The sequence below is a fragment of the Paenibacillus sp. FSL H8-0548 genome, assembly GCF_038630985.1.
Taxonomy (GTDB): Bacteria; Bacillota; Bacilli; order Paenibacillales; family Paenibacillaceae; genus Pristimantibacillus.
Genome location: NZ_CP152049.1, coordinates 5293472 through 5310802, shown reverse-complemented (window position 1 = coordinate 5310802; position 17331 = coordinate 5293472). Strand labels below are relative to the sequence as shown.

The window sequence follows — 17331 nt, the reverse complement described above, 5'->3', positions numbered from 1 at the left end:
ACAGAAAAATGACAACGCTTTATTATTTTGGAGGCTTAAAGACTGGGGAACAAATTACAATCAAAGGAGTGATAGAAATTGAAGAGAGTAAGAGGAATTCGCAAGGGTGTCAGTATGCTCGTTATCGTTTGTATGGTTTTTGGTTTATTCACAGGCATCCCATTGCCTTCTGTGCATGCTGCTGATTTAACAGTAAATGTACCAGTACCTAATGGGAGCTTTGAGAGTAATTTAGAATCGTGGGATACGAGCTTTGAACCAGCCGAAGGGGCGAGCCCGATTACAATTCAGGGAAGCTGGATCCCGACAGGCGGGGGAGCGCAGCGTCTCGATTATTGGAGCGCTAATGCTTATAAAGCAAATACATATCAGACGATTATTGGTATAACAAATGGCGCTTACACACTCTCTGCATGGGTAGAGCGAGGGGCGGGCTTTAATGAGAGCTATATGTACGCGAAAGACACGGGACTTGCAGAGGTGAAGGTAAATGTGCCTGTCAGCGGCAGCTGGATACAAATTCACTTGCCGATCGTCGTGGCTAACAACCAGCTGACGCTAGGTTTTTATGCAGATGGCATGGCATCCGCTAGCAACTTTATGGGTGTAGACAACGTTACGCTTGTGCTTGATGAGGCAGCTCCAGCCAAGGAGCTTGAGAATACAAGCTTTGAAAGCGGTTTAACGGGATGGGAGACCAGCTTTGGACCAGAAGGCAGTACATCGCCAATCGAAATAAAATCAGACTGGTCGCCGGAGAATGGTGGAACGAATCGGCTAAACTATTGGAGTGCAGCTCCTTACACTGCGGATACGTATCAGACGACAACCGGCCTTGAAAACGGCGTTTATACATTATCGGCTTGGATATCGAGCGGGGGCGGCTTTAATCAGAGCTATATGTATGCCAAAAATACGGGGAGAGCGGAGACTAAAGTGAACATACCGATCAGCAGCTCGTCTTGGACGAAAATCAGCTTGCCCGTCATTATCGAGAACAACAGCGCAACCATTGGCTTTTACGCTGATGGACCTGCAGAGGCTTGGCTCGGCATCGATCTCGTTTCTTTAGTGAAGGATGAGGAGGCTGAGACACAGCCTGTCGGAGTAACCATCGACAATTATAGCTTCCAAGCTGACGGGCAATCACAGGAGCCGGACGGCTGGAAGGAGGAGGGCGATATTACCGCTTCCTACGCGGATGCTCCAGGTTATTTAAGCAGCTACAGCTTGTCTCACTGGTCGGACAGCAATTATAAGGTAACGACCTCCCAGACTCTTTCTGGCTTGGAGAACGGTTATTATACATTGACTGCTTGGGCACAAAATAGCGGTGGACAGCATGCCAGCTACTTGTTCGCTCGCGATAATGGGACTTCCGAAGCAAGAGCGGCTTTGCCGATTGCCAGTACATGGACGAAGGTATATTTGAGAGGTATCCATGTTCTTAACGGCGAAGCAACGATCGGCTTGTATTCCGACGCCATTGCAGGCAATTGGGTAAAGCTTGATAGAGTCGAGCTGGTGAAGGACGATAATCCTTATAAGTTTCTAAAGGGCGGAGATGTTTCGGAGCTTACCTACGTGGAATCACAGGGCGGCAAGTTTTTTGACAGCGAAGGCAATGAAAAGGATTTATTTCAAATTTTAAAAGAAAACGGTCATGATATTGTACGGCTGCGCGTCTACAATGAACCTGGCAAAGGACATGGCGACGGCAGCTATTATCGCCCTGCTGGGATTATGGATAAAGCGGATATTTTGAAGCTTGCAAAGCGCGCGAAGGCGGCAGGCTTGCAGATTCAGCTTTCTTTCCATTACAGCGATTATTGGACGAACGGCGCAACACATAACGTTCCGAATGCATGGCTAAATGAGATCAGCGGCTTAACAGGTGATGAAGCCAAAGTAACTAAGCTGGAGCAGCTCTTGCGTTCTTATACGACAGAGGTTATGGAAGCCATGGTAGCTCAGGGCACAGTACCGGAATTCGTTTCCTTAGGGAATGAAATGCAATCGGGTATCTTGTTCCCATATGGCAGAGCTTCTGGCACGAATTGGTCAAATTTGGCTAGATTCCTTCAAGCAGGATCAGAAGCCGTTAAAGCAGCTTCTCCGCAGTCGAAGGTGATTTTGCATCTTGATGATGCGGGTAATTACAGCAAATATGAAAGCTTCTTTAATCAAATCGAAGCTAGAAATGTCGATTACGATATTATTGGTCCTTCTTATTATCCGTTTTGGACGGATTTGACGATTGAACAAATTGTGGAGTTTTGCAATTATTTTAGCGAGAAATATGATAAAGACATTATGATTATGGAAACTGGATATAACTGGAACAAGACGCTGCCAAATGGAACCATTGGACAGTTGAATGATAACGGTCCTTATTCGGAAGACACCAGCACTCCGCAAGGCCAGAAGGAATTTATGATTAATTTATTCAATGGCTTAAAGAGCGTAAATAATGGCAGAGTCATTGGCGATCTTTACTGGGACCCGATTATGATCGCTGTGCCAGGCGTAGGCTGGGCAATTAAGGAGATTGATGATCAGCCGGACTTGAATGTCGTTTCGAACACGACCTTATTTGATTTTGATGGAAAGGCGCTTCCGTCGCATGATGCTTATATTCAAAATACGGAAGGAACAACGATAGGACATCTCTCGGGTGTTGTACGAGGGACGTCGAGCAGCCCAATAGCTTATGCATCCATTAAAACTACGGTTGGCGGCCAAGCCTATACGACTCGTTCCGATGCTGCCGGCAACTATTTCATTCCGGATTTGCCCGTTGGTACAGCTTATACGCTTGAAGCATCCAAGAGCGGCTATCAAGCCGGTAGTATGACAGCTAACGTTGTGAAAGCAGGAGAGTTTACTAAAAATCAAGATATAACGTTAACTGGCGGCTCAATTGCAGGTACTGTGAAGGATCAAGACCAAATAGCCATTGCTGGCGTAACGGTTTCGACTACGATCGAAGGCGAAACCTATAGTGCGTTAACAAACGCTGCAGGACAATATACGTTGGCTGATTTGCCAGCCGCATCGTCTGCAACGGTTCATGCGGTTAAGGAAGGTTATTCCAATGGTGTAGTAAGCGGTATAGAGGTTGCCATTGGTGTGAGCAGCACTGCTATTGATCTTGCTGTCGTATTAAATTCAGGTACGATTGCTGGGACAATACAAGACGGAGAGCGATCTCCCCTTGCAGCGGCACAGGTCAGCGTTTCTGTAGGTGGGAAAATCTATTCAGCAGTCTCAGCACCAGATGGACATTACTCGATTTCGAATGTACCCGCAGGTGCAAATTATATAATTAAGGCTGTGAAAACAGGTTATATCGATGGTGAATCTGCTCCATTTGCAGTTGCTGTTGGCCAAATGACAGCGGATATTGATGTGACGCTGCTTCATAACTTTGGCATGATCACAGGAATAATAACCGACAGCTCCAATGCTCCAGTTGCAGGTGCGACAGTCAAGGCTGTTAAAGGAGATCATTCGTATTCTGCGCAGACTGATGCGTCTGGCAAATACACGCTGAAGGATGTACTCGGCGGAAGCGGTTATGTAGTCACAGCTAGCAAGAACGGTTATATGAACAGCTCGGCAGCAGGGGTCACTGTAACGGCATTAACGCAAGGAGCAGCTGTGCATTTGAAGCTTGCAACACTTATTTCTTTAACCAATGCCAGCTTTGAGACACAGGGTGCAGATAGATATACGATTCCTGGCTGGACAATAACAGGAACAACCAATGCTACATTTATTCAAACCCATGCGAATGCAACGGATGGTCGTTATGTGTTCTCCAATTGGCTCGAAGGAGCTTATACGTCAGAGGCGACACAGACATTAACGAATCTGGCAAACGGCTATTATAAGCTGACTGCATGGTTCTACAATGGTGGAGATCAGAAGGAATATTATATGTATGCGAAGGATTCAAGCGGCGAGCTCGCACGTCTGGACATTCCAAAAAGCAGCTTGATGACCGAGCGAAGTATGGAAGTTTTAGTTGAGCATGGCGAGCTTGCGATTGGTTTCTACGCCGATGCGAACGCAGGAAATTGGTCGCTGATTGACTCTGTATCCTTAGGTTATCTAGGGGCTGGAGCGGGTGCGATTTCTGGAATCGTTCAAAATGAATCGGGTGCCAAGCTTGCGGATGCAGCAGTTAAGATTTCGATAAACGGAGTGGAATACCAAGCATCTACTAATTCAGTCGGTGAGTTTAGCTTATTAGAAATACCGGCTGGAACAGGATACACACTGTTTGCGAGTAAAACGGGCTTCCAAGGAAATTCGGCAGCAGGCATCGCAGTGGTTGATAAGCTGACAACGTCAGATGTTATCATTACGCTGATTGAGGAGCAGGCGACAGCTACGCCAACTCCGACTCCGACACCAACGCCAGAGGAAACGGAAACACCAGAAGTGACACCAACACCGGAGGAAACGGAAACACCGGAAGAAACAACAACGCCAGAGGAAACAGTAACGCCGGAGGTAACACCAACGCCAGAGGAAACGGAAACACCGGTGGTGACACCAACACCAACGTCATCAATACCATCGACGCAAGCACCGATATTGCCTACGGCAATGCCGGTCGTAAAGGTTGATTTGCAGCAAGGAGTGAAGAATGAAGCAGAGCAATCGATTACGGTGAGCGTGGAATTTGCGGCAGGAGCTGGCGATATCATCGTAGAAATTTCTGCACAACAAATTGCACAGCTGGCAAGCACCTCTTTGAAGACTATTATGATAAAAACAGGCCTTGCAACGGTTTCGCTGTCGCCTGAGCTATTTAAGGATTTAATTAATGGCACTTCTAATAACGTTCAGCTCTCCGTCGCTATAGTCGAATCGTCAGCATTGGCGGGCGAACTTAAGACGCTGATCGATGGAAATGCGTTGTATGATTTTAATTTAACGTTAGATGGGAAGAAAATAACTGAATTTGGCCCGGGGATGGTGAAGGTAGAACTGCCGTACACGCTGCGACTGGGAGAGAAGCCGCATAATGTGATTGTTTATTACATCAACGATGAAAGCAAGCTGGAAGTTATGAAAAACGCTAGTTATAACGAGGCAACGGGGACTGTTTCATTTGGTCCGAAGCATTTTAGTAAATATGCAGCAGGCTATAAAGCTAGATTATTTACAGATCTTGCTAAGGCAGCCTGGGCGCAGCAAAGTGTTGAGTTTCTTGCAGCGAGAGGTATCATTAACGGCTTTGAGGATCACTCCTTCAAGCCTGACTCGGCCGTAACGAGGGCGCAATTCCTTCATATGCTGATGGGATTACTCGATACAGGGGCAGCGGTGGAGCATTCAACCTTCACGGATGTGAAAGAAAATATGTGGTACAGCGAAGCTGTTTCAGCTGCTGAGAAGCTCGGCATAGTTAAAGGGAAGGGCGATGGTAGCTTCGGTATTCATGATGAGATTAGCCGTGAAGAAATGGCGGTGATCATGTATCGTGCTTCACAAGCCAGCAACACTAATATGGCATTGCAAGCAAGCGCAGATGCTTTTGTCGATCAAGCTGATATTTCAGTATTTGCAGAAGAGGCGATTCAACAGCTACAGCTAGCCGGACTTATCAATGGGGTAGGCAAAAGCCGGTTTGCTCCTAAAGCAAGCGCAACAAGAGCACAGGCAGCTGTTATTTTAGAGCGATTATTCATTGCAATGGTGTCAGTAAAATAATGGATTGATAGTAAACAGGGGTTGTCCCAAAAGTAGATAAATCTACTAAAGGGACAACTCTTTTTTTAGGAAAAGAGTGAATGCAGTAAACACAGATGAGCAGAACCATGTATCTTTCTGCTCATCATACAAGAATGTCTGCTGCGCAGTGTCTTTAAGCACCTATGTGTTCTTATCCGCACAAAATGACCGCCTCCGGCAGCTAATTCCACCTGATAAGCACCTATATGTGCTTATGACCCAAGAATGCCTGCTGCGTAGTGGCGTTAAGCACCTATGTGTTCTTATCCGTACGAAATGGCCGCCTCCGGCAGCTAATTCCACCTGATAAGCACATATATGTGCTTATGATCCAAGAATGCCTTGTGCGCAGTAGCGTTAAGCACCTATGTGTTCTTATCCGCACGAAATGACCGCCTCCGGCAGCTAATTCCATCTGATAAGCACATATATGTGCTTATGACCCAAGAATGCCTGCTGCGCAATAGCGTTAAGCACCTATGTGTTCTTATCCGCACAAAATGACCGCCTCCGGCAGCTAATTCCACCTGATAAGCACCTATATGTGCTTATGACCCAAGAATGCCTGCTGCGCAATAGCGTTAAGCACCTATGTGTTCTTATCCGCACGAAATGACCGCCTCCGGCAGCAAATTCCGCCTGATAAGCACATATATGTGCTTATGACCCAAGAATACCTGCTGGGCAGTAGCGTTAAGCACCTATGTGTTCTTATCCGCACAAAATGACCGCCTCCGGCAGCTAATTCCACCTGATAAGCACCTATATGTGCTTATGACCCCAAGATGCCTTGTGCGCAGTAGCGTTAAGCACCTATGTGTTCTTATCCGCACAAAATGACCGCCTCCGGCAGCTAATTCCACCTCCTAAGGGGACATCCCCTTTGATCAATGACTTTATGTGACAGCTCCTATTCAAATTTTATAATCAGAATATTGTCCATCATGACCAGCGTTTAATGAATGGCAAGAGGCAGTCTCCTCCTGTAAGCTAAAGCTATAGAATCGTTAACTTATAAGAGGAGTGATCAGATTGAACCATAAGGCAGAACGTTCGCGCGTCTGGGAGGAGATCGTTCAAATCCCAACCTACGGCGTTGGTAAACCAGATAAAAATCCAATGTTCTTGGAGAAGCGAGTCTATCAAGGCAGCACGGGCAGAGTATATCCACACGCGGTTATTGACAAAATTGACGATGAGAAGGCAGCGAAGCCTTATAAGATCGCTATTTTGGAAAATGAATATTTGAGAATTGAAATTATGCCTGAAATTGGCGGACGCATCTATCGTGCTGTAGACAAAACAAATAATTATGATTTTGTTTATTATAATCAGGTCATTAAGCCTGCGCTAGTTGGTCTTGCCGGTCCATGGATTTCGGGAGGCATTGAGTTCAACTGGCCGCAGCATCATCGTCCGAACACCTTCGGACCAGTAGAGTATCGCTTAGAGGAAAATGCTGATGGCAGCGCTACGGTTTGGGTAAGCGAAATCGATCGTATGTATGGAACAAAAGTAACAGCAGGCTTTACGCTGCATCCGGGAAAAGCTTATTTGGAGGTCCATGCGCAGTTGTACAATCGGACGCCAGAGCCGCAAACCTTCCTATGGTGGGCTAATCCTGCGGTTGCAGTCAATGATCATACTCAATCCGTATTTCCTCCAGATGTTCATGCCGTATTCGACCATGGTAAACGAGATGTTTCCAAATTTCCGATTGCAACGGGCACTTACTATAAGATGGATTATTCCGAAGGCGTCGATATTTCGCGCTACAAGAACATTCCGGTTCCAACCTCGTATATGGCGTATAAATCGGATTATAACTTTGTGGGCGGCTACGATCATTCGGTACAAGCGGGGCTGCTGCATGTCGCGAATCATCATATTTCACCGGGCAAAAAGCAGTGGACTTGGGGAGACGGCGAGTTTGGCCAAGCATGGGACCGCAGCTTAACCGATGAGGATGGCCCCTATATCGAGCTTATGACAGGTGTATATACAGATAATCAGCCGGACTTTACGTGGCTGCAGCCTTACGAGGAAAAATCCTTTAAACAATATTTTATGCCTTACAAAAATATCGGCGTAGTCAAAAATGCTACGATTGAAGCCGCAGTTAATTTAGAGGTTGATCCGGTTGAAGCGAAGGTGACCGTTCAGGCTTATGCGACATCGTTATGCTTAGCAGCAACGATTGAGCTTAGAAGCAAGAACAGAGTATATTTGCTTGAAACGGCAGACCTTTCGCCAAGCACTACCTTTATATCCAATGTTCCACTGCATGCAGATGATCAAGAATATGATCTGAAAGTGACAATTAAGGATGCAGCAGGTCGCGTGCTCGTCAGCTATCAGCCGAAGAAGCCAGGTATTGAAGAAATGCCTGATGCAGCTAAGCCGATGCCAGAGCCGCAGGAGATGAAAACGAACGAGCAGCTTTATTTAGCTGGTCTTCATCTGGAGCAATATCGCCATGCGACATTTGAGCCGGAAGCCTATTATTTGGAAGGGATTAAACGTGATGATTCGGATATTCGCATTAATGTCGCATACGGAACGCTGCTTCTTCGCAGAGGACTATTCGCGGAAAGCGAAGCTCATTTCCGCAGAGCTGTCAGCAGCCTGACGCTGCGCAATCCTAACCCGTATGATAGCGAAGCTTATTATCAGCTTGGTGTATCGCTAAAGCATCAAGGCAAATTAGAAGAGGCTTTTGCCTCTTTCTACAAAGCGGTATGGTCTGCAAACTGGCAGGATAGCGGCTACTTCTCACTAGCGCAAATCGCATCAGAGAAGGGTGCCTACGATGAAGCTCTTGAGCTCGTTGAACGTTGCTTGGTTCGCAATACTCGCAACTATAAAGCGCGGGATTTGAAAACAGCTATGCTCCGCCGCCTTGGAAGAATTGAGGATGCAGCAGCGTATGCAGCTGAAACACTGAAGCTGGATATCGCCGATTTTGGCGCTTATCACGAATTGTATTTGGCGTATAAAGAGGCTGGCGATCATGCTGCAGCGGACAAAGCGCTGAACGGTCTAACGACATTAATGCGCGGTGATGCTCATAACCATTTAGCTCTTGCCTCTGATTATATCGGAGCGGGCCTGTATGCGGAAGCGAATCAAGTCTTGCATTACGCTGCAAGGGATGAGAATACCGATGCGTATCCAATGATTCATTTTGCGCTGGCGTACTGCTACGGGAAATTACAGCTAAATGAGCTGGCAGCTTGTCATTTGAAAGCAGGCAACGAGGCAACGCCAGACTATTGCTTCCCTAACAGCTTATTTGATCTAGTCGTATTGCAAAATGCTGTCGAAGCACGTCCGGAGGATGCGAAGGCACATTATTTCCTGGGTAATTTCTACTATGACAAGAAGCGTCATCAGGAAGCAGTTGCAAGCTGGGAGAATTCGGTCATGAATGATGCATCTTTCTCAATCGCTCATCGCAATTTAGCGCTGGCTTACTTCAATAAGCTAAATGAAGTTGATAAGGCACGCAGGTCGCTTGAGACAGCATTCGCCTGTGATCAGTCCGATGCTCGTGTGTTTTATGAGCTGGATCAGCTTTATAAGAAAATCAATCTAGCGCCTGAGCAGCGTTTGGCTGAACTTGAGAATCATCTAGAGCTGGTTAAGCTCAGGGACGATCTATATTTGGAATACGTTACTTTGCACAATCTATTGGGCAAGTATAAGGAAGCGATAATGCTTCTAGCTTCGCGCAGATTCCATCCATGGGAAGGCGGAGAAGGCAAGACGCTTGGACAATATGTGCTTGCTCATGTCGAGCTTGCGAAGCTGTCGCTTAGCGGCCAGCAATATACAGAAGCATTGGAGCTGCTTAACCAAGCACTCGCAAATCCGGAAAATCTTGGCGAAGCCAAGCTCACAGGCGCACAAGAAAACAATGTGTATTATTATCTAGGCTGTGCATTGGAGGGTCTTGGTCTAGAGGCTGAAGCAGAGCAAGCGTTCAAGACGGCCTCCGAGGGGCTGGAGGAGCCAGCAAGTGCCATGTACTACAACGACCAGCCGCCAGAAATGATTTTTTATCAAGGCTTGGCATGGACGAAGCTTGGCAATAACAAGGAAGCGAAATGCCGATTCAATAAGCTAATTGATTTTGCAGAAAAACATATATTCGACTATGTGAAAATTGATTATTTTGCCGTATCGCTGCCTGATTTCCTCGTATTCGAGGAGGACTTGAATAAACGCAATGTCATTCATTGCCGCTTTATGATGGGACTAGGTTTACTTGGTCTTCAGCAGCTTGAGCAAGCAACTGAGCAATTCGAGCTTGCTACTGCAATGGATTACTGTCATCAAGGTGCGAAGCTTCATAAAGAGCTTACTCTAAAATAATAAAATCACGGTGTTCATCGGATTAATCTGATGAACACCGTATGTTTGCTTGTTGATGAAGTATATAACTTGAACTAAACATTTACGTTTTGGGCGCTGCGCGAGAAAATCATTCTGAAGGGTCGCGGTTGCAGCCAGATACTTTGATTTCCTAAGACATTTAAAGGTAAGAATCCGGCTGCAAAGGCGAACACTTCGTTTCTAGAGAAACGATCTTCTCGCTCCGCTAAATCTTCATTCTTTTAAGTTCAAGTTATATAGAAATGGGAGGTTACAATAATGACGGTTCGTCTTACTCTTGATTTATCGGAGAATTGGCAGTTTCAAGCTGATCCTGAAGGCAGCGGTTTGGAGCAGCAATGGTTTAAGGACGGCTTACCCAATGCACGAAGCATAAAGGTACCTCACACCTGGAATGTCGAACAGGGGCTTGAAGAATATCGAGGGCTCGCTTGGTATGCCTATGATTTGAATATTTCAGAATCCTGGCAAGGAAAGCTAATTCGGCTGCAGTTCGACGCTGTTTATCGAGATGCTGTCGTTTGGCTGAACGGCAGGCAGGTGGGTCATCATTATCATTCAGGCTATACGACATTTGTACTGGATATTACTTCTTATGTGCACCATGGTCAGTCTAACCGCCTTGTCGTTTCTGTTAATAATGAAAACAGTGAGCAAGCGCTGCCGATTCGAAATAGCTTCGATTGGGCAGATGACGGAGGAATCATTCGTGGTGTGTCGTTATTGGTTACAGGGGGCATAGCGATTGATTATGCCAAAATTGATGCGATTCCCAATTTCACTGAACATAGCGCTTCTGCGGAATCGGGTACGATTCGAGGCGAAATACGTCTATGGCAACAAGCTGGCTTAGAAAATAAGGCGATTACGGTGAGACTCTCTGTTTCGTTAAAGGACAAGTCAATGGCAAGCGACAGCTATGATTTAGTTGTAAATGAAGGAAAGCTGCTGCTTAATGAGCTAACGATCGCACAGCCAAAGCTGTGGCATTTTGACCATCCTCATCTATATAACGTCCATATTTTGCTTATATCGGAGGGGGAAGCGACCGATCAGCTAAGCTTAGATATTGGCTTCCGAGAAATAAAGACGGTAGGCAATCAGCTGCTGCTTAATCGTGAGCCAGTTCGCTTAATGGGCGTAGAATGGATGCCGGGCTCACATCCAGACAAAGGAATGGCGGAGTCGGAAGCTGATCTCATAGAGGTGCTAAAGCAGATCAAGCATGCCAATTGTGTAATCACCAGATTTCACTGGCAGCAGGATAGTCGTTTACTGGACTGGTGTGACCGTCATGGCCTTCTCGTGCAGGAGGAGATTCCGCATTGGCAGCAGCCTAGTGAACCGGATGCAAGCTTACTGCCCATTGCCAAGCAGCATGCGGAGGAAATGATCAATAGGCATTATAATCATCCTTGCGTTTATGCTTGGGGGATGGGCAACGAGGTTAATGGACAGGATGAGCGCACGATTATATACATGCAGCAATTGAAGTCTTATATGCTCACTCTCGATAGCGGCAGATTAATCAACTATGTAAGTAATTCGGTGCATTTTAAGCCGCAAATCGATGCAACTGGCACCGGTGATTTGTTGATGTGGAATGACTACATCGGTACATGGCATGGGGATCTTGATATGAAGGAGGTCATTCATAGCATTGATGAGGCTTATCCAGACAAACCGCTGGTTGTAGCAGAATACGGTCTATGCGAGCCGGCCTTTACGGGCGGCGATCCAAAAAGAATTGAAATATTGCAGCAGAAAACTACGGAGTATCGCAAGCATCAAGGAATCGCTGCTCTTATCTTTTTCAGTTTAAATGATTATCGGACTCAAATGGGAGAGGAAGGGACAGGGAGGCTGCGTCAAAGAGTTCATGGGACCACTGATCTGTACGGCAATCCTAAGCCCTCGTATCAGGCGCTGCGTGAGATTGGATCTCCAATCGAATTAGTCGGAGCCTCTATTGAAAAGGATCAAGTGTTATCTATTGCATTGGTACTGCGTGACGATATTCCATGCCACTCGGTTAACGGCTATCAATTTATTTTAGAAGAAGAGAACGGCAGCAAGCATACATTGGAAATTCCGCCGCTGAATCCGGGTGAGCAATGTCAGATTTCGGTTGCTGTCAGCACGGTATCCGCACTCGACACTTGCCAGTTTTCGATTAACCGTCCTACCGGATTTTCTGTTTTAAGCGGAGCACTGCCATTTTTGGCGTGAAAATAATGCTAAGCCGCTTCAAGGTTGACTTAGCAACCAATATGTTGAAAATATGCCCTGTATCCTTTAGCAACGGTTTGATACGATGATAGAGAATTCGATTATTTCTATTCTACTCATGTATTTTGATATAGCACTAACTAGGAGGAATCGCTATTATGACAACTTATTCACTTAAGCTGGATGGTCTGAATAAAGAGATCAAGCCAGGAAAGCTCGCAGGCAGCAAAGGAACGAACCCTAAAGGGGAGAGCTACGGGTTTACGAATTTTTATATGCTGCGGAATGAACAGCCGATTATTCCTGTCGTTGGCGAATTTCATTTCTCGCGTTTTTCTTATCTTCATTGGGAGGAAGAGCTTCTTAAAATGAAGGCTGGCGGTGTAAATGTCATCGCAACTTATATTTTCTGGAATTACCATGAGGAAGAGGAAGGCATCTTCAACTGGAGCGAAAATCGTAATTTGCGTCATTTTGTTGACCTTTGTGCGAAGCATGAGCTGCCTCTCGTCCTTCGTATTGGTCCGTTTTGCCATGGCGAGGTGAGAAATGGCGGTATTCCGGATTGGGTATTCGGCAAGCCGCTGGAGATCCGCTCGAACGATGAGCAATATTTGTTTTATGCGAAGCGCCTTTATCGTCAAATCGCGAAGCAGGTCAAAGGCTCCTTATTCCAAGAGGGCGGTCCTGTCATCGCTGTTCAGCTGGAAAATGAATTTATGCACTGCGGCGCGCCGCTTGATTCGTGGGGCTACAAAGCAGGCGTATTTATGTCTTCAGGCAAAGGGGGCAATGAGCATCTGGCTGAGCTGCGCCGCATAGCGGAGGAAGCAGGCATTACGCCAATGTTCTTCACAGCTACCGCTTGGGGAGGAGCCGCAGTCCCAGAGACGGATACGCTGCCAATGCTGGCAGGCTACGCCTACACGCCGTGGATTCCTAATCAGCCGCCAAGCGGCGAGTATATTTACCGTGATCTTCATGTGCTTCCTTCCGAGGCAGTTAATTATGATACGCTTGAATATCCTGTAGCTTATTGCGAGATGGCAGGCGGCATGCAGGTGAGCTACACGGCTCGCCCGAATGTAAGTCCAGAGAGCGTGGAAGCGATGACGCTCGTTAAGCTGGCGAGCGGAAGCAACCTGCTTGGGTATTATATGTATCACGGCGGATCTAATCCGCAGGGCAAGCATGGCTATCTCAATGAATACGGTCTTCCAAAAATTACGTACGATTATCAATCACCGCTTGGCGAATTTGGACGTGTCGGCAAATCGTATGACCGAATTCGCTCGCTTTCCTTATTCATGGATGCATTTGGGTCCATTCTAGCGCCAATGGGAACGGTGCTGCCTGAAGGACAATCTGATATTCATCCAGAGGATACAGAATCACTGCGCTGGTGTGTTCGCCAGAAGGATGGCTCTGGCTTCCTATTCCTGAATAATTTCCAGGATCATCTCGAGCTTCCGGATCAAAAGGATATTCGGATCGAGCTGGAGACAGCGAAGGGCAAGGTCGTATTCCCGCATAATGGTACACTGAAACTGAAGCAGAATGTAAGTGCGGTGCTTCCGTTCAATCTTGAGCTTGAGGGGGCAATGCTCGTCACAGCTACCGTACAGCCGCTTACAAAGCTGAATGCAGCGGGTCAGCCTATTCTTGTCTTTTATGCACAACAAGGCCTTGCACCGGAGCTCGTATTCAGTCGTTCGACTGTGGCTGCTGTCTCGACTGATAGTGCTGAAGCCGCTATTGAAGAGGATGTAATCGTAGTTACACCGCAAGTCGGCAAGCAGCATGGATTTACGCTGACGCTTACTAGCGGAGAGCATGTGCAAGTACTCGTTCTCTCACGAGAAGAGGCGCTTCAAACCTATAAATTCACCATTTGGGGCGAGGAAAGATTGGTCATAAGCTACAGCCGTCTTTATGTAAAGGATGAGCGCTTAGTATCGACATCAGAAGGTAAAGCAAGCTGGAGCGTATCCATTTGCCCGGTATTGCCGGAGCAGGCTATACTCGCGAGTCAAGGCGTAGCAGAAGGGCAGCAGGAAGGCTTGTTCCACACCTTTAAGATAGAGGTTCCGACGTATAAGCCAGGTCTGACGATCAATAAGCCGATGGAGCGAAGCGCGCTTGTTCAGATTGATACGAACTGGCCGAGCCATGTATCTGATCTATTCCTACAGGTGGAATACGATGGAGACGTTGCGGGCGCTTATCTTGATAACCAGCTGCTGACTGATCACATTCACTATGGAGAAGCATGGCCAATCGGACTGAAGCAATTCAAGGATGATTTGGAAAATAAAGAGCTGCATCTCTCGATTACACCGCTTCGCAAGGGTACCGTTCATACCTTCGTAAATCAAGCGCTGGTCGAGAGGTTTGAGGGTGTTGAGATAGCGGTATTCCATCGCATCGAGCCTATTCCTTATTACACGACTGCTTTGTTCAAAGCTTTTAAATAGCATGCAAATAAAAAACCGGAGTTTTGGCGTAAATGCTAAAATTTCGGTTTTTTTATTGTATAGGAAACTAATCATTCTCCGAATCTGTTGATAACGATACTGCGGAGGCAGCCAGAGAGCGAATAACGAAAGCTAACGGAAGCCAGAGACGCTAAAGTTCAATTTTTGATTAGCGTCACATTTTAACGGAACAGGGAGACACTATTACGCAGAAATGAAGCGAGATCGGGCATGTAGGGTGCAAATAGAGGCCTGTGTTTCCGTTAGAATCTTGAAACGAAAAATAAAGGCGATTTAGCGTCTGTGGTTTCCGTTAGAAGTGTGAGCTGAGGCTAAGCTGGGCTGACGCGTCTACGATTTCCAATCACCCGTAAGGGGATTGCTGTTCTTTGTTGTTGTAAATAATAGAGCTAATAAGGCGAGATATATAAGTAAAACCTAAAAAATGAAGATTAAGCGAAGCGAGAAGATCGTTTCTCTAGAAACGAAGTGTTCGCCTTTGCAGCCGGATTCTTACCTTTAAATGTCTTAGAAAATCAAAGAATCTGGCTGCAACCGCGACCCTTCAGAATGATCTGCTCGCGCAGCGACCAAAACGTAAATGTCTAATTCAACTTAAATAGTTGTAAAAACATCTTAAACATTTCGATTTTACTAGTTGAAATGATGGGGATGAACACGTAAGGTGGAGAAGGCGCTAAGATGCTCTTAACATCTGCCCTATGACTTACAAGAAAAGGTGCGAAGCTATCATGCCTAAAATCAACCTTTTTACAAAGATCGTCGCGTTAATCATCGTTATGCTCGTTCCGATTATGCTCTTTTATTTTTATTCCAATAAAACCAGCACTGATATTTTGGGCGAGGAGCTTACCAAATCCAATACGAATCAGCTTGTTTTTTTTCAAAATCAGGTGAATACGAGCATAGATTCGATGGCGCTTTGGCCAGACCTGCTCATTCAGGACCCTGATATTTCGTCTCTTCGAGATATTTTCACAGAAACGACTGAGCTTAATCTTAATATGACGACTTTAATCAAAAGAATTCAAACGAAGCTTGCGATTCACCAAAACTCCTCCAAGTGGCGAAGCAGTTTGCATATTTATTCTCCAATGCTTCATAGAGATATTTCTGCTAACGATGTTGTTCTATATGACAGCGCTGATTTGAAGAGTCGATTAAAGCCTGGTTGGCAGGTGCAGACTACAACTGATAGTCAGACCGGACCGTATATTTTCTCACGGTATGCGGTTACGCCTTATTACAGCTATTTGGACCCGAGCGGCTCCAGCCTTATTATTGAGGTGAAGTTTGACAGCTCGAACATTAAGGATATGCTGGATAAGTTCAAAAGCGGCGGCCGCAATGAGCCCTTTTATTATTTGAAGGATGTTGGTGTCATCTATAATCGCTCGGTAAACAAGGAGCTTGCAAGCAATGTAATTAGCCTTTTGGATGAAAAGCCGCTGCAGGATATGGAAAGCAGAAATTTGAAAGTAGGGGAAGAAGAGCTTTTAGTCAACATTGTGAAATCAGAGACGATTGGCTGGTATTTAATTGACTATATTCCGATTTCAGAAATTATTCGCCCAATAAAGAAGACTAATCAGCTGTTTTATGTATCTATGGCAGGCTTGCTGCTGCTTTGCTCTACGGCCGCTTATTTATTATATGCTCAGGTTCAAGTACCGATTAAGCGTCTCATTATTGGATTTCAGAAGCTGAAAAATGGTGATTATTCGGTTCGTATGAAGCCGCGGGGCAAGAGTGAGTTCGGATTTCTATATACACGCTTCAATCTGATGGTGGCACAAATTCAAGAGCTGTTCGAGACCGTTTATTTGGAGAAAATTCATGTGCGTGAGGCGCGCCTAAAGCAGCTCCAATCGCAAATCAATCCGCATTTCTTCTATAATTGCTTCTCTTTTATTTCCAGTATGGCCAAGCTTGAGAAGCATGAGGCTGTTGTTGCGATGTCCCATCATTTGTCTAATTATTACCGTTATACGACGCGGCAGGAGCGTGACCTTGTCGCGTTGTCGGAGGAAATCAACTTTGTGAGCAGCTACTTGGAAATACAAAAGATGCGAATGGAGAGACTCAGCTATACGATTGATTTGCCAGCAGAGATGCGCCAGCTTGAAATACCGCCGCTTATGCTGCAGCCGTTAGTCGAGAATGCGGTTATTCACGGCATTGAAGCATGGTCGGATGCATCGATTATTCGAATTACCGGAGAGTGGAATGAGGACGAGGCGAGGCTAATCGTTGAGGATGATGGCAGGGGGATGAGTGCCGAGGCGATTCTTATTCTCCAGCATAAAATGCAAATTCAGATGGATGAGCAGATGGGCTGCGGGCTTTGGAATGTACATCAGCGTATGCATCTCAGGTTTAGGGGGTCTGCTGGGGTTAGCTTCTTTCCTTCGAGCCTCGGAGGTCTGAAGGTCATCATTACTTGGTCGACAGCTTAGCTAGAAAAGGG

5 protein-coding genes are annotated in these 17331 nt (G+C 46.1%); all 5 read left to right on the top strand.

The annotated features are described in order from the left end of the window. The first annotated feature begins 78 nt into the window (after positions 1 to 78). The 5 genes from MHI37_RS23030 (at position 79) to MHI37_RS23010 (ending at position 17320) form a co-directional block, all read left to right on the top strand. On the top strand, positions 79 to 5724 hold the full coding sequence (locus MHI37_RS23030) for a glycosyl hydrolase 53 family protein (protein WP_076340068.1): 5646 nt from the start codon (positions 79 to 81) through the stop codon (positions 5722 to 5724). 1053 nt (positions 5725 to 6777) lie between these two features. After that, entirely contained in the window at positions 6778 to 10119 is a 3342-nt protein-coding gene (locus MHI37_RS23025; protein WP_076339952.1) for a DUF5107 domain-containing protein, read from the top strand. Positions 10120 to 10398: 279 nt separating this feature from the next. Then, positions 10399 to 12369, top strand: coding sequence for a glycoside hydrolase family 2 (locus tag MHI37_RS23020; protein ID WP_076339953.1), 1971 nt, complete (start codon positions 10399 to 10401; stop codon positions 12367 to 12369). Between the two features lie 158 nt (positions 12370 to 12527). Then, a complete protein-coding gene (locus MHI37_RS23015; RefSeq protein ID WP_076339954.1) occupies positions 12528 to 14843 on the top strand; it encodes a beta-galactosidase in 2316 nt (771 codons plus the stop codon). A 752-nt stretch (positions 14844 to 15595) separates the two neighbouring features. Continuing rightward, the gene (locus tag MHI37_RS23010) at positions 15596 to 17320 is read left to right on the top strand and encodes a histidine kinase (RefSeq protein WP_076339955.1); all 1725 of its coding nucleotides are present in this window, start codon (positions 15596 to 15598) and stop codon (positions 17318 to 17320) included. Positions 17321 to 17331 lie beyond the last annotated feature (11 nt).

What these genes read in the sequence shown, in the direction of transcription:
- MHI37_RS23020 (WP_076339953.1), top strand. Translation starts at nt 10,399, where the DNA reads ATGACGGTTCGTCTTACTCTTGATTTATCGGAGAATTGGCAGTTTCAA.
- MHI37_RS23015 (WP_076339954.1), top strand. Translation starts at nt 12,528, where the DNA reads ATGACAACTTATTCACTTAAGCTGGATGGTCTGAATAAAGAGATCAAG.
- MHI37_RS23010 (WP_076339955.1), top strand. Translation starts at nt 15,596, where the DNA reads ATGCCTAAAATCAACCTTTTTACAAAGATCGTCGCGTTAATCATCGTT.